Here is a 19,892-nt window from a genome sequence, read left to right as displayed (position 1 = left end):
CCAATGAGGGTAACCGCATGAGCCAAGTGACAACTCAGCCAAGCATCACCCAAATCTGGGACTGGCTCGACGCCGTGCCGGACCCGGAGATCCCGGTGATCTCGCTGGTGGATCTCGGCATCATCCGCGATGTGGCCTGGGAGGGTGAGACTTTGGTGGTCACCGTAACCCCGACCTACTCAGGCTGCCCGGCCACAGCGGTGATCGCCATGGATATTGAGACCGCCCTGCGCGGCCGCGGCATCACTGATCTGCGGCTCAAAACGCAGATTTCGCCGGCCTGGACCACCGATTGGCTGTCGGAAAAAGGCCGCGCCAAGCTGGAGGCCTACGGCATCGCCCCGCCCCAGCCCGCAGGCGGCCCCGAGAAATGCCCGCACTGCGGGAGCAAACATGTCACCAAGGTCAGCCAGTTCGGCTCGACCCCCTGCAAGGCCCACTGGCGCTGCCAGGACTGCCTCGAACCTTTTGATTATTTCAAGTGCATCTGAGGAGACCCTGATGGCGCGCTTTCACGACCTTGAAGTCACCGACGTCCGCAAGACCATCCGCGATGCGGTGGTTGTCACCCTGAAGCCCGCGGGTGGCGCGGCTGAGGAATTCGATTTCACCCAAGGCCAGTACCTGACCTTCCGCCGCGACTTCGACGGCGAGGAACTGCGCCGCAGCTACTCGATCTGCGCCGGCAAGGACGAAGGCATCCTGCAGGTCGGCATCAAGCGCGTCAACGGCGGCGCCTTTTCGACCTGGGCTAACACCGAGCTGAAGGCAGGTGATACCCTGCAGGCGATGGCGCCGATGGGGACCTTCTTCACCCCGCTCGATGGTACCGCCGAAAAGCACTACCTGGGCTTCGCCGGCGGCTCCGGCATTACCCCTGTGCTGTCGATCCTCAAGACCACGCTGGCGGCGGAGCCCAAATCCTCCTTCACGCTGGTCTACGCCAACAAGGGCGTGAACACGATCATGTTCCGCGAGGAACTGGAGGATCTGAAAAACCTCTACATGGGCCGCTTCAATGTGATCCATGTACTGGAATCCGACGCTCAGGAAATCGACTTGTTCACCGGTCTGGTGACTGAGGAGAAATGCGCCCAGCTGTTCGAGCACTGGATTGACATCCAGTCGGTCGACACCGCCTTTATCTGCGGCCCGGAGCCGATGATGCTGGGCATCGCTGCGGCACTGCGCACCGCCGGTCTAGGCGATAGCCAGATCAAGTTCGAACTGTTCGCCTCTGCTCAGCCGGGCCGCGCCAAGCGCAAGGCCACCGCAACGGATGCGGCCAGCAGCGCCAACCAGACCAAGGCCGCGATTACGCTGGACGGCGCCACCCAGACCATCGAAATGGGCAAGGACATGACCCTGCTGGACGCGGCGCTCGAGAACGCCATGGACGCGCCCTATGCCTGCAAGGCAGGTGTATGCTCCACCTGCCGCTGCAAGGTGCTGGAGGGCGAGGTCGAAATGGTCGCCAACCACGCGCTGGAGGATTACGAGGTCGAAAAAGGCTATGTGCTGTCCTGTCAGGCCTATCCGCTGAGTGATCAGGTGGTGGTGGACTACGATCAATAGCCCACTAGGTTAGAGCCCGAGCGATCAGGACGAAACACACAGCAACAGACTCAAGAGGACAATCGCATGAGTGACGAGATGAGCATTGAGAGCTATCTGGCGGCCGGTGGCGTCCTCAGCAATCCTTCCAACGTACCGCCACGCTATCGCGCTGAGCTGATGACCATCATGGCCAGTTTCGTGGATAGCGCGCTGGCGGGAGCGGCGGGGTTTGTCGATATCATAAACGAAGGCCCGGGGATCAAATCGCGCATGGCTGCCGCCCGGATCGTATTGGAAAAAACCGCCAATGCAGACCGGGTCTTGCAGGTCATGGGCGATTTCGGGGCCGACACGGAGCGCTATGTCGACCACCACCCCTGGACAGCCCGACTGGACCGCGAGGCTGGACTGGATCAGGCCAGATCCAAACATGACCGGCGCCTTGCTGTGTTCAATTATCCGCTTGAAGGCTGGGCCGATGCAGTGGTGATGAACCTTTTGATGGGACGCGCCGTTGCCGTGCAATTGGCAGAACTGTCCATGATCTCCTACCAGCCCTTGGCCGAGGCCTTCCGCGCCATTCAACCGATTGAGGCGCATCACGCGCGGCTTGCCCATGAGGGCCTGTCGCGTCTCGTCCAGGAAGGCGACATCGGCATGTTGCAGGAGTCCATCGGTTACTGGTGGCCACGTGTCGCCATCAGCTTTGGGGTCGATGACTCCGACAAATTCGAAGCCCTTCGCACACTGGGGTTGCGCCATCGCAGCAACGCAGAGCTGCGCGCACGGTGGCAAAGCGAGATGCGTGGCGTGTTGCGAGAGCTGGGGCTGGAAGCCCCAGAACCGGCCTGAAGCGGCGGCATCAAGGCACCCCCCGACACCCACCCATATGGCGGAAGAACCCAGCGGAAAAGGTCTGGACGACTGACCCATTGCGTCCTAGGGTCAGCCTGTTCCAGCACCCCAAAAACGAGGCCCGACATGGCGATCAGCAAGACCATTCGCACCTATTTCAACGGCAGCTGGCATGAGGGCGATGTGGCTATCATGAAGGCCGCTGACCATGCGGCTTGGCTTGGATCGTCGGTTTTCGACGGTGCGCGGCTGTTCGATGGTGTCACGCCCGACCTTGATCTGCACTGCGCCAGAGCCAACGCATCGGCCCACGCGCTGATGATGGCTCCAACCGTCAGCGTCGACGATATGGTCGCCATCGCCAAAGAGGGTCTCGCTCTCTTTGCACCAGATGCCGCGGTCTACATCCGCCCTATGTACTGGGCGACCGAGGGCGATTCCACGATGATCGCGCCGGAACCCGCAAGCACCCAGTTTGCTCTTTGTCTGGAAGAAATCCCTATGGCTGCCCCGACAGCTGTAGCGACTCTGACACGCACCTCCTTCCGCCGGCCCGTGCTGGAGAGTTCTGTGGTCAATGCAAAGGCCGGTTGCCTCTATCCGAACAACGCCCGCATGCTGCGTGAAGCGCGCGCAAAAGGATTCAGTAACGCGCTCGCCCTCGATGCCATGGGGAATGTCGCTGAGACCGCCACGGCCAATATTTTCATGGTGCGTGACGGAGAGGTCTTTACTCCGATTGCAAATGGCACCTTCCTTGCAGGGATCACCCGTGCTCGTCACATCGCAAACCTGCGCTCAGATGGTGTCACCGTTCATGAAACGGTGCTTGGCTATAAAGACTTTGAAGACGCCGACGAAGTTTTCATGTCCGGCAATATGAGCAAGGTCACGCCAGTTGCCGCCTTTGACGATCGGCAATACCAGATCGGACCAATCGCCAAGCGCACACGGGATCTCTATTGGGATTGGGCAACAAGCAGCCGTGGATAGCTGCGTGCGACTAGCATTTGTGCTCATCTATTGCGCCGGGGGATGGCTTGCGCCATGATCCAGACGGAACAACCAGAGGATCAATATGCGCAAATTTCTTGTGGTATTGGATGACAGCCGCGAATGCCTGAACGCCATGCGGTTCGCCGCCATGCGTGCCGCCAAGACTGGCGGCGGAGTTGAAATCCTTTCGGTGATTCCCCCCGACGAATTCAATCATTGGATTGGCGTCGGCGAAGTGATGCGCGAAGAGGCCCGCGAACGCATACACGCCCATTTTGAAGTATTCGCGAAGTGGATGCGCGACCGGCAAGGTATCGAACCCAAACTCGTGATCCGCGAAGGCGAAGCGGTGCCAGAGATTATCGCCCAGATCGAATCTGATCCCGAAATCGGCGTATTGGTACTGGGCGCCGGTGACGACCGCAAAGGCCCTGGTCCCCTCGTCACCCAGCTAAGTCGCTCATCCGGCAGCCTGCCGGTGCCGATCACAATCGTACCCGGCGATCTGTCTAAAGAAAAACTGGAAGCGATCACCTGATCGCTGCCAAGCTGACCGATCTGCGGGTTGCACGAACTCGCCGCGAGTGGATCCGAAGCGAAAGGCCCCAGCGCGCGCCACAAGGTTCCGCAATTTTAGAACCGTTCCAAATCTTGACTTAAGCCCACCGGAGGCGCATATCTCTGCCACGCTTTAAGGAGGCCCGACATGTTCATTCAGACAGAATCCACGCCCAACCCGGCGACGCTGAAATTCCTGCCGGGCCAGACCGTACTGGAAATGGGCACAGCTGATTTTCCCAGCGCAGAGGCCGCAGGCTCATCGCCTTTGGCGCAGCGCATTTTTGCTGTTGCAGGCGTGACTGGCGTGTTCTTCGGCAACGATTTCGTAACCGTGACCAAGGCAGAGACAGTTGAATGGGACCACATCAAACCGGCGATCCTCGGCGCGGTGATGGAACATTTCCAGTCCGGTCAGCCGGTGATTTCCGAAGGTGGCGAACAGACCTCTGGCCACGCGGAACACACCGGTGAGGATGGCGAAATCGTCAACCAGATCAAAGAGCTTCTGGACAGCCGCGTGCGCCCTGCTGTGGCTCAGGATGGCGGCGATATCACCTTCCACGGCTTTGACCGTGGAGTGGTCTACCTGCATATGCAGGGCGCCTGCGCAGGCTGCCCTTCGTCGACACTGACGCTGAAGATGGGCATCGAAAACCTGCTGCGCCACTACATCCCCGAAGTGACCGAGGTTCGCCCCGTTGCCGTCTGACGCTCTCGTCCTTGGCTTTGATACATCGGCCGCGCATTGCGCGGCCGCTTTGTTGCGTGGGGACACGGTGCTGGCCTCCCGATTGGAGGAGATGACTCGCGGCCAGGCCGAACGATTGATGCCGTTGCTGGACGAGGTGCTCGCCGAAGGTGGCGCAGCTTGGGCGGATCTTGATGCCATTGGTGTCGGTATCGGACCCGGAAACTTCACAGGCATTCGCATCGCCGTGTCCGCTGCACGCGGTTTGGCGCTGGGGCTGGATATTCCGGCAGTCGGTGTAAACGGATTTGACGCACGCCATCACCCCGGCACTCTCGCTGCGGTGCCCGCACCTCGCGATCATGTCTATGCACTGCCTCCCGGAGGCGAGCCCCGGCTGATGCCACTTGTTGAAGCGCAGGCGGTTGCCGCCGCGCATGATCTAGAGTTGCTGGCCGAGGCAACTCCGCCGAATATCGCCGAAGCCATCGCCCGCAACGCCGCCGACCGTTACCAAACAGAAGCAGTTGCCCCTGCCCCGCTGTACCTGCGGGCTGCTGATGCCGCGCCGGCAAGAGACGCCCCACCAACGCTGATTGATGGCTGATACCTTCGGTCGACCATGCTACGAAACTGTCCCTCAAATCTGACACCACAGGACATGGCCCACACCCATCGGGCTGCCTTTGTGCAGGGGCGCCCGTGGTCTGCGGATGAATTTTCTGCCCTGCTCGACAGCCCGTTCAGCTATGCTGTCGGCGATACACGATGCTTTGCCTTGGGACGCGTTGTCGCTGGAGAGGCCGAATTGCTGACCATAGCGACCCACCCCGACTACCGGCGTCAGGGGTTTGCGCGTATGGTCTTGGACAGCTGGCAGGAAGCCGCGCTGGCCAGAGATGCAACCGATGGCTTTCTGGAAGTTGCCGCAGACAACCGATCGGCGCGTGCCCTGTATCACTCCTATGGATTCGCCGAAACCGGGCGGCGGGTCGGCTACTACCCGCGCGAAGGCGCGTCTTCAGTGGACGCAGTGCTCATGTGCGTCAGTTTACGCAAGGCCGAAACCGCAGAATAACACCAAAAGGTCAAAAAACGGTTGACCCTTTCCGCAGGCTACGGCCTAAATTGTCGCACCTTTTTAAAAACACATGGGTTGGGGCGGTCAAACTGGCCGCAACAAGAACAACAAATTGGGAGTACCCCTATGACCCTGATGAAATCCCTGATGAGCGCCGCGGCGGCCGTGGCGCTGACAGCGGGTGCCGCATTGGCAGAGCCTGCACTGATCTTTGATCTGGGCGGCAAATTCGACAAATCGTTCAACGAAGCCGCCTTCACCGGCGCGCAGCGTTGGGCTGAGGAAACCGGCGAAAGCTTTCGCGAAATCGAACTGCAATCCGAAGCTCAGCGTGAGCAGGCCCTGCGTCGCTTTGCCGAAGCGGGCGCGAACCCGATCGTCATGGCCGGTTTTGCTTTTGCCGACGCTCTGGGCCAGGTTGCAGCCGACTACCCCGACACCAAATTCGTGATCATCGACATGGTTGTTGATGCGCCGAATGTGCGTTCTGTTGTCTTCAACGAACATGAAGGCTCCTACCTTGTCGGCATGCTGGCGGCCAAAGCGTCCAAATCGGGCACAGTGGGCTTCATCGGCGGTATGGATATCCCGCTGATCCGCAAATTTGCCTGCGGCTACGCCGAGGGCGTGAAGGCCGCAAACCCGGACGCAACTGTGATCGCCAATATGACCGGCACCACCCCTGCGGCCTGGAATGACCCGGTCAAGGGCTCCGAACTGACGAAGGCGCAGATCAGCCAGGGCGCTGATGTTGTCTATGCAGCTGCGGGCGGCACTGGTGTTGGCGTACTGCAGACCGCCGCCGACGAAGGCATCCTGTCAATCGGTGTGGACAGCAACCAGAACCACCTGCACCCGGGCAAAGTTCTGACGTCCATGATGAAGCGCGTCGACAACGCTGTGTTTGAAGCCTTCTCCGACGGTCCTGACCTGGAAACCGGCTTCTCCGTCATGGGCCTGTCGAACGGCGGCGTCGGCTTTGCGGTTGACGATAACAACGCATCGCTGATCACGGAAGAGATGCAGGCTGCCGCTGATGAAGCCGCAGCCAAGATCGCAACCGGCGAAATCACCGTGCATGACTATATGTCGGATGACAGCTGCCCGGCTCTGTCCTTCTAAGTACTGAACTGCCCCCCGGCCCACCGTGATCCTCTTGATGATTATGGTGGTGACCGGGGGTTTCATATTGCCCGGAGGCTGCGCCTTTGCCGCCTCCGGGTTTGGTTTTTCCTAGGTTGGCCAAATTGCACATGTTAACCGCCGCTCGCTTCGGCGTGGATCTGTGCCAACCGATCCAGGATGAATAAGGGGAGCCCGAATGACGGCACCAGCAATTGAACTAAAAGGCATCTCCAAGGCCTTTGGCCCCGTTCAGGCCAATAAGGATATCTCAATCCGTGTTTCCCCCGGCACGATCCATGGGATCATCGGCGAGAATGGCGCAGGCAAATCAACGCTGATGAGTATCCTGTACGGTTTTTACAAAGCCGATAAGGGTGAGGTCTGGATTCACGGGAAACGTACCGAGATTCCAGACAGCCAGGCGGCGATCTCGGCAGGGATCGGCATGGTGTTCCAGCACTTCAAGCTGGTTGAGAATTTCACGGTACTGGAGAACATCATCCTCGGCGCCGAGGATGGCAAACTGTTGAAGCCCTCTCTCAGCAAGGCCCGAAATTCGCTGAAAGACCTGGCAGCAGAATATGAGCTGAACGTTGATCCCGATGCCCGTATCGACGAAATCGGTGTCGGCATGCAGCAGCGTGTCGAGATCCTGAAGGCGCTATACCGCCAGGCCGACATTCTGATTCTGGACGAGCCGACAGGGGTTCTGACCCCCGCAGAGGCCGACCAGCTGTTCCGCATTCTGGACAGGCTGCGTGCCGAGGGCAAAACGATCATCCTGATCACTCACAAACTGCGCGAAATCATGGAGTATACCGATACGGTGTCGGTGATGCGCCGCGGCCAGATGACCGCGACCGTGAAAACCGCTGAAACCAGCCCCGAACATCTGGCCGAACTGATGGTGGGACGCAAGGTGCTGCTGCGGGTGGACAAGGTTCCCGCCACTCCCGGCAAGCCGATCCTTGAGATCGAGAACCTCAGTGTCGTCGATGAGGCGGGCGTTGCGCGGGTGAAGAATATCGACCTGACCGTGCGTGCGGGAGAGATCCTTGGCATCGCCGGGGTGGCCGGCAACGGTCAGTCCGAACTGATGGAGGTGCTCGGTGGCATGCGCGAAGGTCAGGGCACCATTCGTCTCAATGGATCGCCGCTGCCCCTGTCAGGTGCCGGATCCGATGCCCGCGCCCGTCGCGCAGCACATGTTGCCCACGTTCCCGAAGACCGTCAGCGCGAAGGTCTGATCATGGACTTCCACGCTTGGGAAAACGTGGCGTTCGGCTATCATCACGCGCCCGAATACCAACGCGGCCTGTTAATGAACAATGCTGCGCTGCGCGCCGATACCGAGGCCAAGATGGCCAAGTTTGACGTACGCCCCCCGGACCCCTGGCTTGCGGCCAAGAATTTCTCCGGCGGCAATCAGCAGAAAATCGTTGTTGCCCGCGAAATCGAGCGCAACCCTGACCTGTTGCTGATTGGGCAGCCGACACGGGGCGTCGATATCGGCGCCATTGAGTTTATTCACAAGCAAATCGTCGAATTGCGCGATCAGGGCAAGGCGATCCTGCTGGTCTCGGTTGAACTGGAGGAAATCCTGTCACTCGCCGACCGTGTTGCAGTGATGTTTGACGGAATGATCATGGGCGAGCGCCCGGCCGATCAGACCGATGAGAAAGAGCTGGGCCTGTTGATGGCCGGTGTCGCGGGGGAGGCCGCGTAAATGGATAAAATGCCTAAATGGGCCGATGTCGTACTGATCCCGCTGATCAGCCTCGTATTGGCCGCTATTCTGTCTGCCTTGGTGATTCTTGGCATTGGCGAAGACCCGATTGCCGCCGTGAAGCTGATGGTTTCGGGCGCGCTTGGATCCACTTATGGCTGGGGCTATACGCTCTATTATGCCACCAACTTCCTGTTCACGGGTCTGGCCGTTTCCGTGGCCTTCCACGCCCGGCTTTTCAACATCGGTGGTGAAGGTCAGGCGATGCTCGGTGGTTTGGGTGTGGCCCTCGTATGCCTTTATATCCCCTGGCCGCATTGGTCGCTGGCGCTGATCTTTGCCAGCCTTGGTGCAGCCCTGTTCGGTGCGGCCTGGGCCGCGATCCCCGCCTATCTTCAGGCGAAGCGCGGCAGCCATATCGTGATCACCACAATCATGTTCAACTTTATTGCGGCGGCCGTTCTGAACTACGTGCTGGTCAATCTCCTGCGTCCAGAAGGCTCGATGGACCCGGCGACAGCCCGTTTTGCCGAAGCTGTCCACCTGCCGTCCTTGCATGAGCTCCTCGCACCTATCGGGATCGAGTTTTCCAAGGCGGCACCTGCCAATGTGAGCTTCCTCGTCGCGCTTGCTGCTTGCGTTGCGGTCTGGTTGCTGATCTGGCGTACCAAACTGGGCTACGAGATCCGGGCCTATGGCAACTCCGAATATGGCGCGCTTTACGCCGGAATCTCGCCGGTCAAGATCACCATGATTGCGATGCTGATCTCTGGCGGTCTGGCGGGCATGATGGCCACCAACAATGTGATGGGCGAGGCCGAGCGCCTGGTATTGAACTCAACCGAGGGCGCCGGTTTCATCGGCATCGCCGTGGCACTCATGGGGCGCAGCCATCCCTTTGGCGTGTTTCTGGCCGCGATCCTGTTCGGGTTCCTCTATCAGGGCGGCGCGGAGCTGGCGCTATGGACCAGCATCCCGCGGGAACTGATCGTCGTCATTCAGGCACTGGTGATCCTGTTCACAGGCGCGCTGGACAATATGGTACGAGGACCGCTTGAACGGATCTTCCTTGCTCTGCGCCGGGGGAAAGCGTGATGGATTTTCTGACTCTGATCCAGGTGCTCGACAGCACCGTTCGCCTCGCAACACCGCTGCTGCTGGCCTGTCTGGCTGGACTGTTCTCCGAACGGGCGGGGATCTTCGATATCGGCCTTGAAGGCAAAATGCTGATGGCCGCTTTCTTCTCGGCGGCGGTGGCTGCGACCACTGGCAATGTCTGGCTGGGCCTCCTGGCCGGTATCGCATCATCGCTGGTTCTCAGCGGCCTGCACGGGCTCGCCTCGATCACCTTCCGTGGCAACCAGCTGATCTCCGGTGTGGCAATCAACTTCCTGGCCGCAGGCATGACCGTACTGATCGCGCAAGACTGGTTCCAGCAGGGCGGGCGCACACCCTCGCTGTTCTCGGGCGGCCGGTTTGAGCCTCTCAGCCTGCCGTTTGCAGATGCGCTGGCGGATGTCCCTGTGTTAGGCCCGATCTATAGCGAGCTGCTTTCCGGTCACTCCGTGCTGGTCTACCTGGCGTTCCTCGCGGTGCCTGCTACCGCCTGGATCCTCTTTGGTACGCGCTTTGGCCTACGCCTGCGCGCGGTCGGGGAAAACCCCGCAGCTGTCGATACCGCCGGTGTGTCCGTGGTCGGTCTGCGCTATGCGGCGGTAATGATCTGTGGCCTGCTCTGCGGCATTGCCGGCGCCTATCTTGCAACAGCACTACAGGCCGGGTTCGTAAAGGACATGACAGCCGGTCGCGGCTTTATCGCTCTGGCAGCGCTGATTTTCGCGAAATGGCGCCCCTGGCACGCGCTTGGTGCCTGCCTTCTGTTCGGCCTGCTTCAAGCGGTGGCCCTGCGTTTTCAGAACATCGAAATCGGCAACTTTGTGATTCCGGTGCAGATGATGGACGCCCTGCCCTACATCCTGACTGTGGTGATCCTGGCAGGCTTCGTCGGCAAGGCGGTTCCGCCCAAAGCCGGTGGAGAGCCCTACGTCAAGGAGCGCTGATAGAGCAATCAATTTGGTACAGCCCGCAGGGGCTGTACCAAAGGTATCTGCAAGCGCCCGGCTCCGGCCGGGCGCTTGCCGTTTTGACACAGCCAGAGTCAGATTTTTCGGAAACCAGTTCTCGCCATCCGAGTTCCGGCCAACTTTCATAGGTCCAGTTTTTGCCCTAGCGTCAGTCCTGTTTTCTGCGGAGCGGCATCGGCAGTTGATTTTAGCCAATTGCTGCGCTCTAACACTGATATGCAGATTTATCTTCCCATCGCCGAAGTCTCGGTCAACGCATTCCTGCTGCTGGGGCTTGGCGGCATGGTCGGCATCCTGTCCGGCATGTTTGGTGTCGGTGGCGGCTTCCTGATGACACCGCTCCTGTTCTTCATCGGCATCCCGCCGGCAGTGGCCGTTGCCACCGAAGCCAATCAGATCGTGGCCTCCTCATTCTCCGGTGTGCTTGCTCATTTCAGGCGCCGAACCGTCGACATCAAGATGGGCCTGGTTCTTCAAGCGGGCGGTCTTTTCGGTGCGGCGCTTGGGGTTGTGGTCTTCAACTATCTCAAAGCATTGGGCCAGGTCGATCTGCTGGTAAAACTCTGTTACGTCGTCTTTCTTGGCGTTGTCGGCGGGCTGATGTTCATCGAAAGCCTGAATGCGATCCGCAAATCCAAAGCCTCCGCAGGTGGCGCCCCCGCGCCGCGTCGGCAGCGTGGCTGGGTCCATGCCCTGCCCTTCAAGATGCGGTTCCGCACATCCGGCCTCTATATCTCCGTGATTCCTCCCTTGCTGGTCGGTGTCGTCGTCGGCATCCTCGCGGCAATCATGGGTGTTGGTGGTGGCTTCATCATGGTGCCAGCCATGATCTACATCCTCGGGATGCCAACCAAGGTTGTGGTTGGTACATCGCTGTTTCAGATCATTCTGGTCACCGCCTTTACCACGATGCTGCACGCCACCACGAATTATACCGTGGATATTGTTCTGGCGGTTCTATTGCTGATCGGCGGGGTGATCGGTGCCCAGATCGGCACCCGGATCGGCGTCTATCTCAAGGCTGAACAGCTCCGCATTCTGTTGGCGCTGATGGTAATTATTGTCTGCGTCAAACTCGGGCTGGACCTGTTGCTGATGCCATCTGAGCTTTACTCGCTCGGCAGCGATGGAGGGCACTGAGATGCTCCATCGCGTCATCAGGCAACGCCTCCGTCGCGAGCCGCAATCCCAGCCGGCCTGCGGCTCCGCGCGGCTCTGGATTGCATTCCTCCTGGTCCTGCCACTCGGGTCGATGGCCACCGCTCAGACCTCCACCGATCCGGCAGATAGCGACCCTCCCGCTGGCCCGCGCGAGGAAGTCGTGCTCGGTCTGAGCCAAGACCGTGTTGCCATCACCGCCGACTTCGACGGATCTGAAATCCTCGTCTTTGGGGCCGTGAAGCGGGAAGCCCCTATCCCGCAGGACGACCCTCTTCAGGTGATCGTCGCCGTATCCGGTCCGGCCTCGCCCGTGATGGTACGCCGCAAGGAGAAAAAGCTTGGGATCTGGGTCAACACCGACAGCGTGCTGGTAGACTCGGCACCGAGCTTCTACGCAGTTGCGACAAGCGCGCCGCTCTCTCAGGTGCTGAGCGATACTGAGGACCTGCGGTATCGAGTCTCCGTGGGGCGGGCCATCCGCTCGGTCGGTGCCGGAATGCACATCCGCGGGGCACAGAAATTCGCCGAAGCCGTGATCCGCATCCGGTCCGAGAACAATCTCTATTCTCTGCGGGAGAACACTGTCGCCGTCGATCAGCAAACGCTGTTTCGCACTGCGATCGAGATGCCCGCCGACCTGACCGAAGGGGCCTATCGGACCCGCATCCTGCTCACACGAGGCGGGTCGGTTGTCGCGCAGTACGAAACCAGCATCGACGTGCGCAAAGTCGGGCTGGAACGGTTTCTTTACACACTTTCACGCGAACAGCCGTTTCTCTACGGCCTTATGTCACTGGCCATTGCAATTGCCGCAGGTTGGGGTGCCTCTGCCGCCTTCCGCCTGCTGCGCAACAGCTGACGACCACGAACCAGATCCAGACCCAGACCCAGACCGCCGCGCAAAGCGCGGCGCTACGCCCAACGGGCGTGGTGCCAGCTTGCTGGTGTCACAACGGGCGGGAGACCTCTGCAGTGTCTATCCACGCCCGATGTAAGGCATCTTGGTTGCCATCACGGTCATGAATTGCACATTTGCCTCAGGCGGAAGATTTGCCATATGCAGCACCGACCGTGCAGCATCCTCAACGGCGAAGGTCTCCATCGCGCCCGCTGCCGGATCCGTCTCGGCCTGCCGGGCGCTCAAATCCGCAACCATCGGCGTGCGTGCGTTGCCGATATCAATTTGCCCGCAGGCAATATCAAACGGGCGCCCATCCAGCGACAGGCAACGGGTCAGCCCGGTGATCGCGGCTTTGGTCGCCGCATAGGGGACCGAATGTGGGCGCGGAACATGGGCCGCAATTGATCCGTTATTGATGATCCGCCCGCCCTGCGGGGCCTGCTGGCGCATCTGGCGAAAGGCCGCTCGGGCCGAAAGGAACATGCCGTTCAAGTTTACATTGACGGCTGCAAACCAATCCTCCAGCGCAATCTCATCAATCGTGCCGGAAGGGGTAAAGATGCCTGCGTTGTTGAACAACACATCTAACCGCCCGGCCCGCTTTGCAAAGGTCTCCACGGCATGATCGACAGCCTCAGCATCGGTGACATCCGCCGGCAAGACATGAGCCGTGTCGCGCCCCTGCGCCACGGCCTCCAGCGCCTCTGCGCGGCGGGCAAGCAGGCCCACCTGCCAACCTTCGTCCAGAAACAGCTCCGCCACGGCACGGCCGATTCCGGAGCTGGCTCCGGTGATCAGGATCGTGCGTCTAGAATCTGGAGCTTGGATCGTCATAGTGGGCTGTCCTCTTGCAGTTCCAGGGTCAGGGCGCCTACGGGCGCGGCCCGCAGGTCGTCCACCTGCAGAGGGCCTGTCGGCTTTGCCAGACGATTGCGCACCACCCAGATCAGGCGCTCCTGCGCCCGCGTAATGGCCACATAAGCAAGCCGCTTCCAGAGCGGTTGCCCGGCCTCCACCCGGCCCATGCGCGCCGCGGCATAGATATCAGGCGCAAAAACCTGCGCCGTGGGCCATTGCGAGCCCTGCGCCTTGTGAATAGTGACGGCCGCCCCGTGCAGAAACGCCGCCCCCATACGCGCAGCAAATGGAATGAAGGGCTCTTCTTCATCCGGTTTTTCGATCTTCACGATAGAGGCCGCAGAGACCTGCGGGTCCTCTGCCCCCATGACGTGAAGGCGCGAAAATCCAGGCTTGCGACCCGGTCCGAGGTAGATGACCTGGGCCCCCTTGATCAGGCCGCGGGCTTCCAGATCCAGCCTTTTCTTGCGATGTTTCATCGGCAATTCGATTCCGTCGCAGATCAGCGGCTCGCCAGCCAGCAAACTGTCCTCCGGCGCACCGTGCACGTTACGAAACGCATTGATCAGCCGAATCCGGGTGTTGTTGCGCCAGACCAGAACCGGAGAACGTGCCATCAGATCCACCTCGACCCGTTGCCCCCAGACGACGCGATCATCCTGGCGAGAGAGGTCCTCAACCATGCGCTCAAAATCCTCAAACCCGATGTTCGGATCAGCCAGAGCATGAGCGAGGTCCAGAATGGGATTGCCTGCCTCTTGGCGGTGAATGCGGTTGAGGATCAGTTTGCGCTCTTCTGGCAGCGTTTCAAAAACCATGGCACCGGATTGGTTCACCGGGGCGAGCTGTGCGGGATCGCCAAACAGCAATAATGTCGGGAAAATTTCCTGAAGGTCCTGGAACTGGCGGTCATCCAGCATCGAAGCTTCATCGATAAAGCCGATATCCAGCGGCTCCTCCCGCCGTTTCCAACCGGTGATGAAGTCAGATCCGCGCAGACCGGCAGCAGCCAACGCACCAGGGATCGACTTGTTGCGTTCATAAAACGCCTTCGCCCGCGCCAGGGCTTCTTCGGTTAACCCCTCGATTTCGGGCTCATCGCCACTACCGGCCAGCCATTCCGCTATCCGCTCATATTCCGGATCATAGACAGGCGTATAGAGGATCCGGTGGATCGTGGTTGCGGGAACACCACGAAGGCGCAGCACGCTGGCGGCCTTGTTTGTGGGCGCAAGGATTGCGAGCGTGCGCCGGTCCTCATTCTTCCTGCGGCTCTCATAGTCCCCGGAAACAACCTCGACACCGGCCTTTTCCAACGCCTTATAGAGCTCCGCCAACAACAGCGTCTTACCAGATCCGGCTTTGCCAATAACCGCCATTGCGCCACCGTCACCGCGGGGCGGGTGAAGCAGATCGTCTTCGAGATCGACCCCTGCGTCACGAAGAAGACTGCTGACACGATCAAAAGCGACGGCCTGATCGTCGGAGAATTTAATGGGTGCTGCGCTCATTCGGCGACACTACAGCCGCCGGGCCGGCTGCACCAGAGCAGACGGCCCCACATCATATCGTTTCAGCGCAGCTCGCCCTCCTTCAGCGCTATGCCCATCGACACCCTGTTCACCCCGTCAGCGCAACGGGTCCTGGCGCGCCTGCACCGCCAAAGGAGCGGTCGAACCAGAGTGTCGACAATTCCGGCTGAATGCCTGCCTTCTGCGCGACCCGGTGATACGCCTCGGTAGAATAGTCCCACAGGCCAAGGCAGATCCGGTCCCGCCCCGCGCCCATGGTGCCGACAATTTCCGGGCTAAACCCAAGAGAGCGGTAGATCCGCACCATCCGCCGATCAAACACCCCGGCAAAATGCGCGATATTGAAGTTCCGCATGATCTCAAGCCCGGCCAGGGTCAGCGCCCCGGCCACATTGCCGCTGACATGTCGGGACAGGCAGAACCGGGTGCATTCCCAGATCAGAGGGCTGCGGATCGCCTCCCCGCCGGTCAGCTCAGGAAAGACATCATTTACCATGATTGGCCCCGTGGAGGGCAGGAAACGCATTGACCCACCGTGGCTGCCATCGGGCTGCTGCCAGATCACATATAGCGGATCAAGCGCATCGTATTCATCGCGTTCTTCCCCGCAGGCATCTACCGAGACCTCCCAACCCAGCCGCGTCTTGAACTGATCCGCGCGATCCACGAACATCGAATGGGCAAGCTCACGGTGCTTATACAGGTCGTGTGCATATACGTAACGAAGCATAACTTAGTCCCCTTTAGATAGAAAAGTGGGACCAGATTACGATCAGAAGATATTTTCAACTATAGGGTTAATGAACACCAACAGCTTCAACGTGTTAGATGATGATCAACCCGAGACTCAGTGCCCGTGCGATGGCATGCGTGGTGTTGATCGCCCCCAGTTTGAATCGCGCGCTCTCAATATAGACCCGCAATGTATGCTCCGAAATGGTCAGCGTCTTGGCCACCTGGGCTCTGCTGTATCCCATCGCAAGCAAGGTTAACGCGTCAATCTCACGTGGGGACAGGGGTTGGACGTGCTCCGGGCTGCGATCCGGTTCAAATTCCAGCGCCTTGCGGTTGAAGTAATGCCCGATCAGGATCAGGTCACGGCTGTGTCTGTCCGTGAATTTCGTCCAGGTCTCATCGTTGCAGTTGTGGCTGACCGTGAACAAAGCGAATTGCCCGTTTGGCCCACGGATCGGGATTGAGTACCCCTGATTGCCTACGTCATGGGCAAGGGCGTCCTGCAGAAACTCGCGCGCAGGCTTAGACGACCAATCAAGGCGGCGCCAGTCAACCGGGTGAAACCGCTGATAGCAGCCGATAATGACCGGATCGACACGCACATAGGCTTTTTCCTGATAGCGCTCGACCCATTCCTGCGAATAGGTGCCAAAGTGATAGTGATCGCCAGCGCTGTCGACCCAGTGATACATGGCGTGATCAACCTCAAAGGTCTCACAGACCCGCTCAATGATCTCTTGCAGACCATCGACCGTTGTCGTGGCGTCCAAAACCTCAAGGATAAGATCAAGATTAACTTTGGTTGCCATGAAATGCCTGAATTCTCACTTGGTCTCAGCGCAGAACCTCTGCACCTATTTGGCTGTCGGCAGATCCAAATTGCCGCAGCTCTGGCCTTTGTGCCGCGATCATCGATGCAGCGTCAACGGTAAGCCCGCATAATGATCAGGTTTTTATTTCATAAGCGATTATCTAGGGCGCGGCCACAAAATGTCTTCACCATCAGCGCATGACCGCTGGTCATTCCGCACAAATGTTCGACAACCACGTTCGCACCAGAAAAACAATAACCCGCCAGTCACAGGAGCGACTGACGGGTGAAATAATGTGTCTCTCGAGGGTGTTTACCCTGCCAGAACATCCTCCAGTGTGCGCAGACCGGTCCGGGGCGCCTGAACCAGAACAGACATATTACCCGGCTTGTGCTCGTTGCGGAGCATCTTCATATGCGCCTCCGGCAGATCGTTCCAGGAGAACACCTCCGACATACAGGGGTCTAGGCGGCGCTCGACCATCAGCTTGTTGGCAGCGGCGGCCTGCTTCAGATGCGCAAAGTGCGAGCCCTGCAAACGCTTCTGGTGCATCCACATGTAACGCACATCGAACGTCAGGTTATAGCCAGTGGTGCCTGCGCAGATCACAACCATGCCGCCTTTTTTACAGACAAAGGTCGAAACCGGGAACGTGCTTTCGCCCGGATGTTCAAACACCATGTCGACATTCACGCCTTTGCCGGTGATGTCCCAGATAGCCTTGCCGAACTTACGGGCTTCCTTGAACCAATTGGCATATTCGGGCGTGTTCACTGTCGGCAACTGACCCCAGCAGTCAAAGTCTTTGCGGTTGATCACACCCTTGGCGCCCAGCCCCATGACAAAATCACGTTTGCTTTCGTCCGAGATCACGCCAATGGCATTTGCACCAGCCGTATTGATCAACTGGATCGCGTAGGAGCCGAGGCCGCCCGAAGCGCCCCAGACCAGCACGTTCTGGCCCGGCTTAAGATCGTGCGGCTCGTGGCCGAACAGCATCCGGTAGGCGGTCGCAAGGGTCAGCGTATAGCAGGCGCTTTCTTCCCAAGTCAGGTGCTTGGGGCGGGGCATAAGCTGCTGCGACTGAACATTGGTGAACTGCGCAAAGGAGCCGTCGGGCGTCTCATACCCCCAGATGCGCTGGCTGGGAGAGTACATCGGATCGCCACCGTTGCATTCTTCGTCGTCGCCATCATCCTGATTGCAGTGAATGACCACCTCGTCGCCGACTTTCCAGCGCTTAACCTTGTCGCCCACGGCCCAAACGATGCCCGAGGCGTCGGAACCGGCAATATGGAACGGCGCACCGTGACCATCAAAGGGGCTGATAGGTGTGCCGAGAGCCGCCCACACACCGTTATAGTTCACACCCGCCGCCATCACGAGCACAAGCACGTCGTGGCTGTCCAGTTCGGGCACATCGACCACTTCCTGCACCATCGCAGTATCAGGGGTGCCATGGCGCTCTTTGCGGATGGTCCAAGCATACATCTTCTGTGGCACATAGCCCATCGGCGGCAGTTCACCGATCTCATAAAGCTCTTTTTCAGGGGCCTCGTAGGAGAGGGCGCCGTTCTGCGTGTCCAAAGCCATGCTGGCCTCCTTTTTTCCGCTGTTTGCCGCAATGCAGAATCGCAGCTGCTACCTAGGGAATAAGATCCGCCAAGCAACAATGCAACATCATTTATTTGATTTGGGTAATTTTATGACCCAGCGGATGCAGAATAACCTTTTGCACCTGCAGCAATACCAGCCTCTTTTGGCCCGTCAGTGTCAGGCTCCGGGATCAGATGACGGATTGAATTTGCGTAGTAGACAAGCAGATCGTGTTGGTCGGCCACCACCTCGTAGCCGCCCGCTGTCTGTCGCAGGATGCCTCTCATCGTCAGTTGACGTAGCCCCGACACGGCGGCGGAACCGCGGTCGTTGCGCGATGTATGGATATAAGCATAGGGCAATCGCGACAGCAGCGCGTCCATCCCAGCTTCAATATCCGTACGGCTGAGCGGCTGTTTACCCTTTGGGAGGTACTCCACAGTGGCGGCGACCAAGGCCACCGGCAATACCGGAACACATTCGCCGATACGACCCATCAGCTCCTGCGCAAGACTCGTCGGCGTGTCCTCTCCCCCGCTGCAAAGAACAAAGTCGCGCAGGCAGAGAGGGCGCCCAAAACTGACTGCCGCATACCCGGATCGCTGGTAGCGCCTCGTCGCCCATAGCCACAGCTGACGCAGCATACGAACCGCCACCACATGGATGCGTGCGCGGAATCGTCGATCACCGGATTTCGCAGCCGATGTCAGGATCTTGTCTTCCAGCACGCGGTCGTAGTTCAGCGCAACAGGCACAAACACCACATCACGCCCGCCCTCGCCCTGTGCCGCCTGACCGTCAACGATGTATTTCAGTAGCCCCACCTTCGGCTGTGCCAAAGCGCCATCTAGGCTCAACCCGCCTTCGGGAAAAATCGCCTGGGTCACCCCGCCCTGCGTCGCCAGCCTCACATAGGTCGCCAGAACGCGACGATAGAGGTCATTGCGTGACTTACGGCGGATAAAATAGGCACCCATGGCCCGGATCAATCGCGACAACGGCCATACCCGCGCCCATTCACCCACCGCATAGGACAAGGCCGACCGGTCCGCCACCAGATAGGTGATCAGGACATAATCCATGTTCGAGCGATGATTCATGACAAAAACCACCGTCGCCTCAGGGTCTATTGCCTTCACTGCAGCTTCATCCAGATGACCGAGGCGAACACGATAGATCGCATTGGACAAAAACCGCGCGAGACGGATCGCGATGCTGAAATAGGCAACTGCGGAAAACGACGGGACGATCTCGCGGGCATAACGCCGGGCCTCCTCGAAGGCGACGTTTTCGGGAATGCCCTGCGCACGTGCATGGTCTGCAATCGCCTGGGCCACCTGCGGGTCATAGATCAGCCGCTGTATCATGTCGTAACGGCGTGCCAGTTTGAACGGTTGAATTGGTCGTTCCAGGCGGCGGTTCAACCGCGCCACAGCCCGCTCCAAACGACGACGGAAGAACCACCGCACCGACGGAAACAGGAAATGCGAGGCAAAGGTGATCGCGGCAAACAGCACGATAAGCACAAAAAGCCAAAGCGGGAGTTCCACGGTCTGCGTCATCCTGAGACCCTTCCCCATGCTTGCTGTCATTACAAGCACTTTGCCGGATCTGCAGAGGCCCC

General features: G+C 59.5%; 20 protein-coding genes. 14 read left to right on the top strand and 6 right to left on the bottom strand.

Features of this window, described 5'->3' with window-relative positions:
* The first annotated feature begins 17 nt into the window (after window positions 1–17).
* The 14 genes from paaD to VXL81_RS11105 all read left to right on the top strand — a co-directional run bounded on the left by paaD (window position 18) and on the right by VXL81_RS11105 (window position 12,693).
* A complete protein-coding gene (paaD, locus tag VXL81_RS11170; RefSeq protein ID WP_416554262.1) occupies window positions 18–491 on the top strand; it encodes a 1,2-phenylacetyl-CoA epoxidase subunit PaaD in 474 nt (157 codons plus the stop codon).
* Window positions 492–501: 10 nt separating this feature from the next.
* Window positions 502–1,575 carry a 1,2-phenylacetyl-CoA epoxidase subunit PaaE gene (paaE, locus tag VXL81_RS11165; RefSeq protein ID WP_416554260.1) on the top strand — a complete coding sequence of 358 codons (1,074 nt, stop codon included), beginning with the start codon at window positions 502–504 and terminating at the stop codon, window positions 1,573–1,575.
* Between the two features lie 66 nt (window positions 1,576–1,641).
* Window positions 1,642–2,409 carry a Phenylacetic acid catabolic protein gene (locus VXL81_RS11160; RefSeq protein WP_416536467.1) on the top strand — a complete coding sequence of 256 codons (768 nt, stop codon included), beginning with the start codon at window positions 1,642–1,644 and terminating at the stop codon, window positions 2,407–2,409.
* Between the two features lie 129 nt (window positions 2,410–2,538).
* Window positions 2,539–3,405, top strand: coding sequence for a branched-chain amino acid aminotransferase (locus tag VXL81_RS11155; RefSeq protein WP_416536466.1), 867 nt, complete (start codon window positions 2,539–2,541; stop codon window positions 3,403–3,405).
* 85 nt (window positions 3,406–3,490) lie between these two features.
* Entirely contained in the window at window positions 3,491–3,946 is a 456-nt protein-coding gene (locus tag VXL81_RS11150) for a universal stress protein (RefSeq protein ID WP_340544338.1), read from the top strand.
* A gap of 168 nt (window positions 3,947–4,114) precedes the next feature.
* Window positions 4,115–4,678: a NifU family protein gene (locus VXL81_RS11145; RefSeq protein ID WP_340544337.1), complete on the top strand. Its 564-nt coding sequence runs from the start codon at window positions 4,115–4,117 to the stop codon at window positions 4,676–4,678.
* Window positions 4,668–5,264 (top strand): tRNA (adenosine(37)-N6)-threonylcarbamoyltransferase complex dimerization subunit type 1 TsaB, encoded by a 597-nt coding sequence (gene tsaB / locus VXL81_RS11140; RefSeq protein ID WP_416536465.1) that lies wholly within the window; start codon window positions 4,668–4,670, stop codon window positions 5,262–5,264. The genes VXL81_RS11145 and tsaB overlap by 11 nt, the downstream gene beginning before the upstream one ends.
* A gap of 54 nt (window positions 5,265–5,318) precedes the next feature.
* Entirely contained in the window at window positions 5,319–5,735 is a 417-nt protein-coding gene (locus VXL81_RS11135) for a GNAT family N-acetyltransferase (RefSeq protein WP_416537201.1), read from the top strand.
* A gap of 129 nt (window positions 5,736–5,864) precedes the next feature.
* Window positions 5,865–6,860 (top strand): BMP family lipoprotein, encoded by a 996-nt coding sequence (locus tag VXL81_RS11130; protein ID WP_340544334.1) that lies wholly within the window; start codon window positions 5,865–5,867, stop codon window positions 6,858–6,860.
* A gap of 199 nt (window positions 6,861–7,059) precedes the next feature.
* On the top strand, window positions 7,060–8,589 hold the full coding sequence (locus VXL81_RS11125) for an ABC transporter ATP-binding protein (protein WP_340544333.1): 1,530 nt from the start codon (window positions 7,060–7,062) through the stop codon (window positions 8,587–8,589).
* Window positions 8,590–9,684, top strand: a complete 1,095-nt coding sequence (locus VXL81_RS11120) for an ABC transporter permease (RefSeq protein WP_340544332.1) — start codon at window positions 8,590–8,592, stop codon at window positions 9,682–9,684. It begins immediately after the preceding gene.
* Window positions 9,684–10,649 carry an ABC transporter permease gene (locus tag VXL81_RS11115; protein WP_340544331.1) on the top strand — a complete coding sequence of 322 codons (966 nt, stop codon included), beginning with the start codon at window positions 9,684–9,686 and terminating at the stop codon, window positions 10,647–10,649. The genes VXL81_RS11120 and VXL81_RS11115 overlap by 1 nt, the downstream gene beginning before the upstream one ends.
* A gap of 240 nt (window positions 10,650–10,889) precedes the next feature.
* The gene (locus VXL81_RS11110) at window positions 10,890–11,813 is read left to right on the top strand and encodes a sulfite exporter TauE/SafE family protein (RefSeq protein WP_340544330.1); all 924 of its coding nucleotides are present in this window, start codon (window positions 10,890–10,892) and stop codon (window positions 11,811–11,813) included.
* A 112-nt stretch (window positions 11,814–11,925) separates the two neighbouring features.
* Window positions 11,926–12,693, top strand: coding sequence for a TIGR02186 family protein (locus tag VXL81_RS11105; RefSeq protein ID WP_340546273.1), 768 nt, complete (start codon window positions 11,926–11,928; stop codon window positions 12,691–12,693).
* 117 nt (window positions 12,694–12,810) lie between these two features.
* Here VXL81_RS11105 and VXL81_RS11100 read toward each other — a convergent pair whose 3' ends face one another.
* The 6 genes from VXL81_RS11100 to VXL81_RS11075 form a co-directional block, all read right to left on the bottom strand.
* Window positions 12,811–13,569 (bottom strand): SDR family oxidoreductase, encoded by a 759-nt coding sequence (locus VXL81_RS11100; protein ID WP_416554258.1) that lies wholly within the window; start codon window positions 13,567–13,569, stop codon window positions 12,811–12,813.
* Entirely contained in the window at window positions 13,566–15,104 is a 1,539-nt protein-coding gene (locus VXL81_RS11095; protein WP_416554256.1) for an ATP-dependent DNA helicase, read from the bottom strand. Before VXL81_RS11095 ends, VXL81_RS11100 begins: the two co-directional genes overlap by 4 nt.
* 109 nt (window positions 15,105–15,213) lie before the next feature.
* Window positions 15,214–15,855 carry an acyl-homoserine-lactone synthase gene (locus tag VXL81_RS11090; RefSeq protein WP_340544326.1) on the bottom strand — a complete coding sequence of 214 codons (642 nt, stop codon included), beginning with the start codon at window positions 15,853–15,855 and terminating at the stop codon, window positions 15,214–15,216.
* Window positions 15,856–15,949: 94 nt separating this feature from the next.
* Complete coding sequence (locus tag VXL81_RS11085) at window positions 15,950–16,669, bottom strand: helix-turn-helix transcriptional regulator (RefSeq protein ID WP_416554254.1); 720 nt, start codon at window positions 16,667–16,669, stop codon at window positions 15,950–15,952.
* 315 nt (window positions 16,670–16,984) lie between these two features.
* A complete protein-coding gene (gene ccrA / locus VXL81_RS11080; protein WP_340544323.1) occupies window positions 16,985–18,265 on the bottom strand; it encodes a crotonyl-CoA carboxylase/reductase in 1,281 nt (426 codons plus the stop codon).
* 110 nt (window positions 18,266–18,375) lie between these two features.
* Entirely contained in the window at window positions 18,376–19,830 is a 1,455-nt protein-coding gene (locus VXL81_RS11075; protein WP_416554252.1) for a 1-acyl-sn-glycerol-3-phosphate acyltransferase, read from the bottom strand.
* Between the last annotated feature and the right edge of the window lie 62 nt (window positions 19,831–19,892).

The sequence above is a fragment of the Phaeobacter sp. JH204B genome, assembly GCF_048055755.1.
Classification (GTDB): Bacteria; Pseudomonadota; Alphaproteobacteria; order Rhodobacterales; family Rhodobacteraceae; genus Phaeobacter; species Phaeobacter bryozoorum.
Note: the sequence above shows the minus strand (reverse complement) of the source record. Positions and strands in the feature narration are given on the sequence as shown.

Excerpts from the sequence above, each read along its gene's own strand:
- paaE (WP_416554260.1), top strand. The coding sequence starts at position 502 with ATGGCGCGCTTTCACGACCTTGAAGTCACCGACGTCCGCAAGACCATC.
- VXL81_RS11085 (WP_416554254.1), bottom strand. The coding sequence starts at position 16,669 with ATGGCAACCAAAGTTAATCTTGATCTTATCCTTGAGGTTTTGGACGCC.
- VXL81_RS11110 (WP_340544330.1), top strand. The coding sequence starts at position 10,890 with ATGCAGATTTATCTTCCCATCGCCGAAGTCTCGGTCAACGCATTCCTG.
- VXL81_RS11105 (WP_340546273.1), top strand. The coding sequence starts at position 11,926 with ATGGCCACCGCTCAGACCTCCACCGATCCGGCAGATAGCGACCCTCCC.
- VXL81_RS11130 (WP_340544334.1), top strand. The coding sequence starts at position 5,865 with ATGACCCTGATGAAATCCCTGATGAGCGCCGCGGCGGCCGTGGCGCTG.
- VXL81_RS11125 (WP_340544333.1), top strand. The coding sequence starts at position 7,060 with ATGACGGCACCAGCAATTGAACTAAAAGGCATCTCCAAGGCCTTTGGC.
- VXL81_RS11090 (WP_340544326.1), bottom strand. The coding sequence starts at position 15,855 with ATGCTTCGTTACGTATATGCACACGACCTGTATAAGCACCGTGAGCTT.
- VXL81_RS11115 (WP_340544331.1), top strand. The coding sequence starts at position 9,684 with ATGGATTTTCTGACTCTGATCCAGGTGCTCGACAGCACCGTTCGCCTC.
- VXL81_RS11120 (WP_340544332.1), top strand. The coding sequence starts at position 8,590 with ATGGATAAAATGCCTAAATGGGCCGATGTCGTACTGATCCCGCTGATC.
- VXL81_RS11150 (WP_340544338.1), top strand. The coding sequence starts at position 3,491 with ATGCGCAAATTTCTTGTGGTATTGGATGACAGCCGCGAATGCCTGAAC.
- ccrA (WP_340544323.1), bottom strand. The coding sequence starts at position 18,265 with ATGGCTTTGGACACGCAGAACGGCGCCCTCTCCTACGAGGCCCCTGAA.
- VXL81_RS11100 (WP_416554258.1), bottom strand. The coding sequence starts at position 13,569 with ATGACGATCCAAGCTCCAGATTCTAGACGCACGATCCTGATCACCGGA.
- VXL81_RS11155 (WP_416536466.1), top strand. The coding sequence starts at position 2,539 with ATGGCGATCAGCAAGACCATTCGCACCTATTTCAACGGCAGCTGGCAT.
- VXL81_RS11075 (WP_416554252.1), bottom strand. The coding sequence starts at position 19,830 with ATGACGCAGACCGTGGAACTCCCGCTTTGGCTTTTTGTGCTTATCGTG.
- paaD (WP_416554262.1), top strand. The coding sequence starts at position 18 with ATGAGCCAAGTGACAACTCAGCCAAGCATCACCCAAATCTGGGACTGG.
- VXL81_RS11135 (WP_416537201.1), top strand. The coding sequence starts at position 5,319 with ATGGCCCACACCCATCGGGCTGCCTTTGTGCAGGGGCGCCCGTGGTCT.
- VXL81_RS11160 (WP_416536467.1), top strand. The coding sequence starts at position 1,642 with ATGAGTGACGAGATGAGCATTGAGAGCTATCTGGCGGCCGGTGGCGTC.
- VXL81_RS11095 (WP_416554256.1), bottom strand. The coding sequence starts at position 15,104 with ATGAGCGCAGCACCCATTAAATTCTCCGACGATCAGGCCGTCGCTTTT.
- VXL81_RS11145 (WP_340544337.1), top strand. The coding sequence starts at position 4,115 with ATGTTCATTCAGACAGAATCCACGCCCAACCCGGCGACGCTGAAATTC.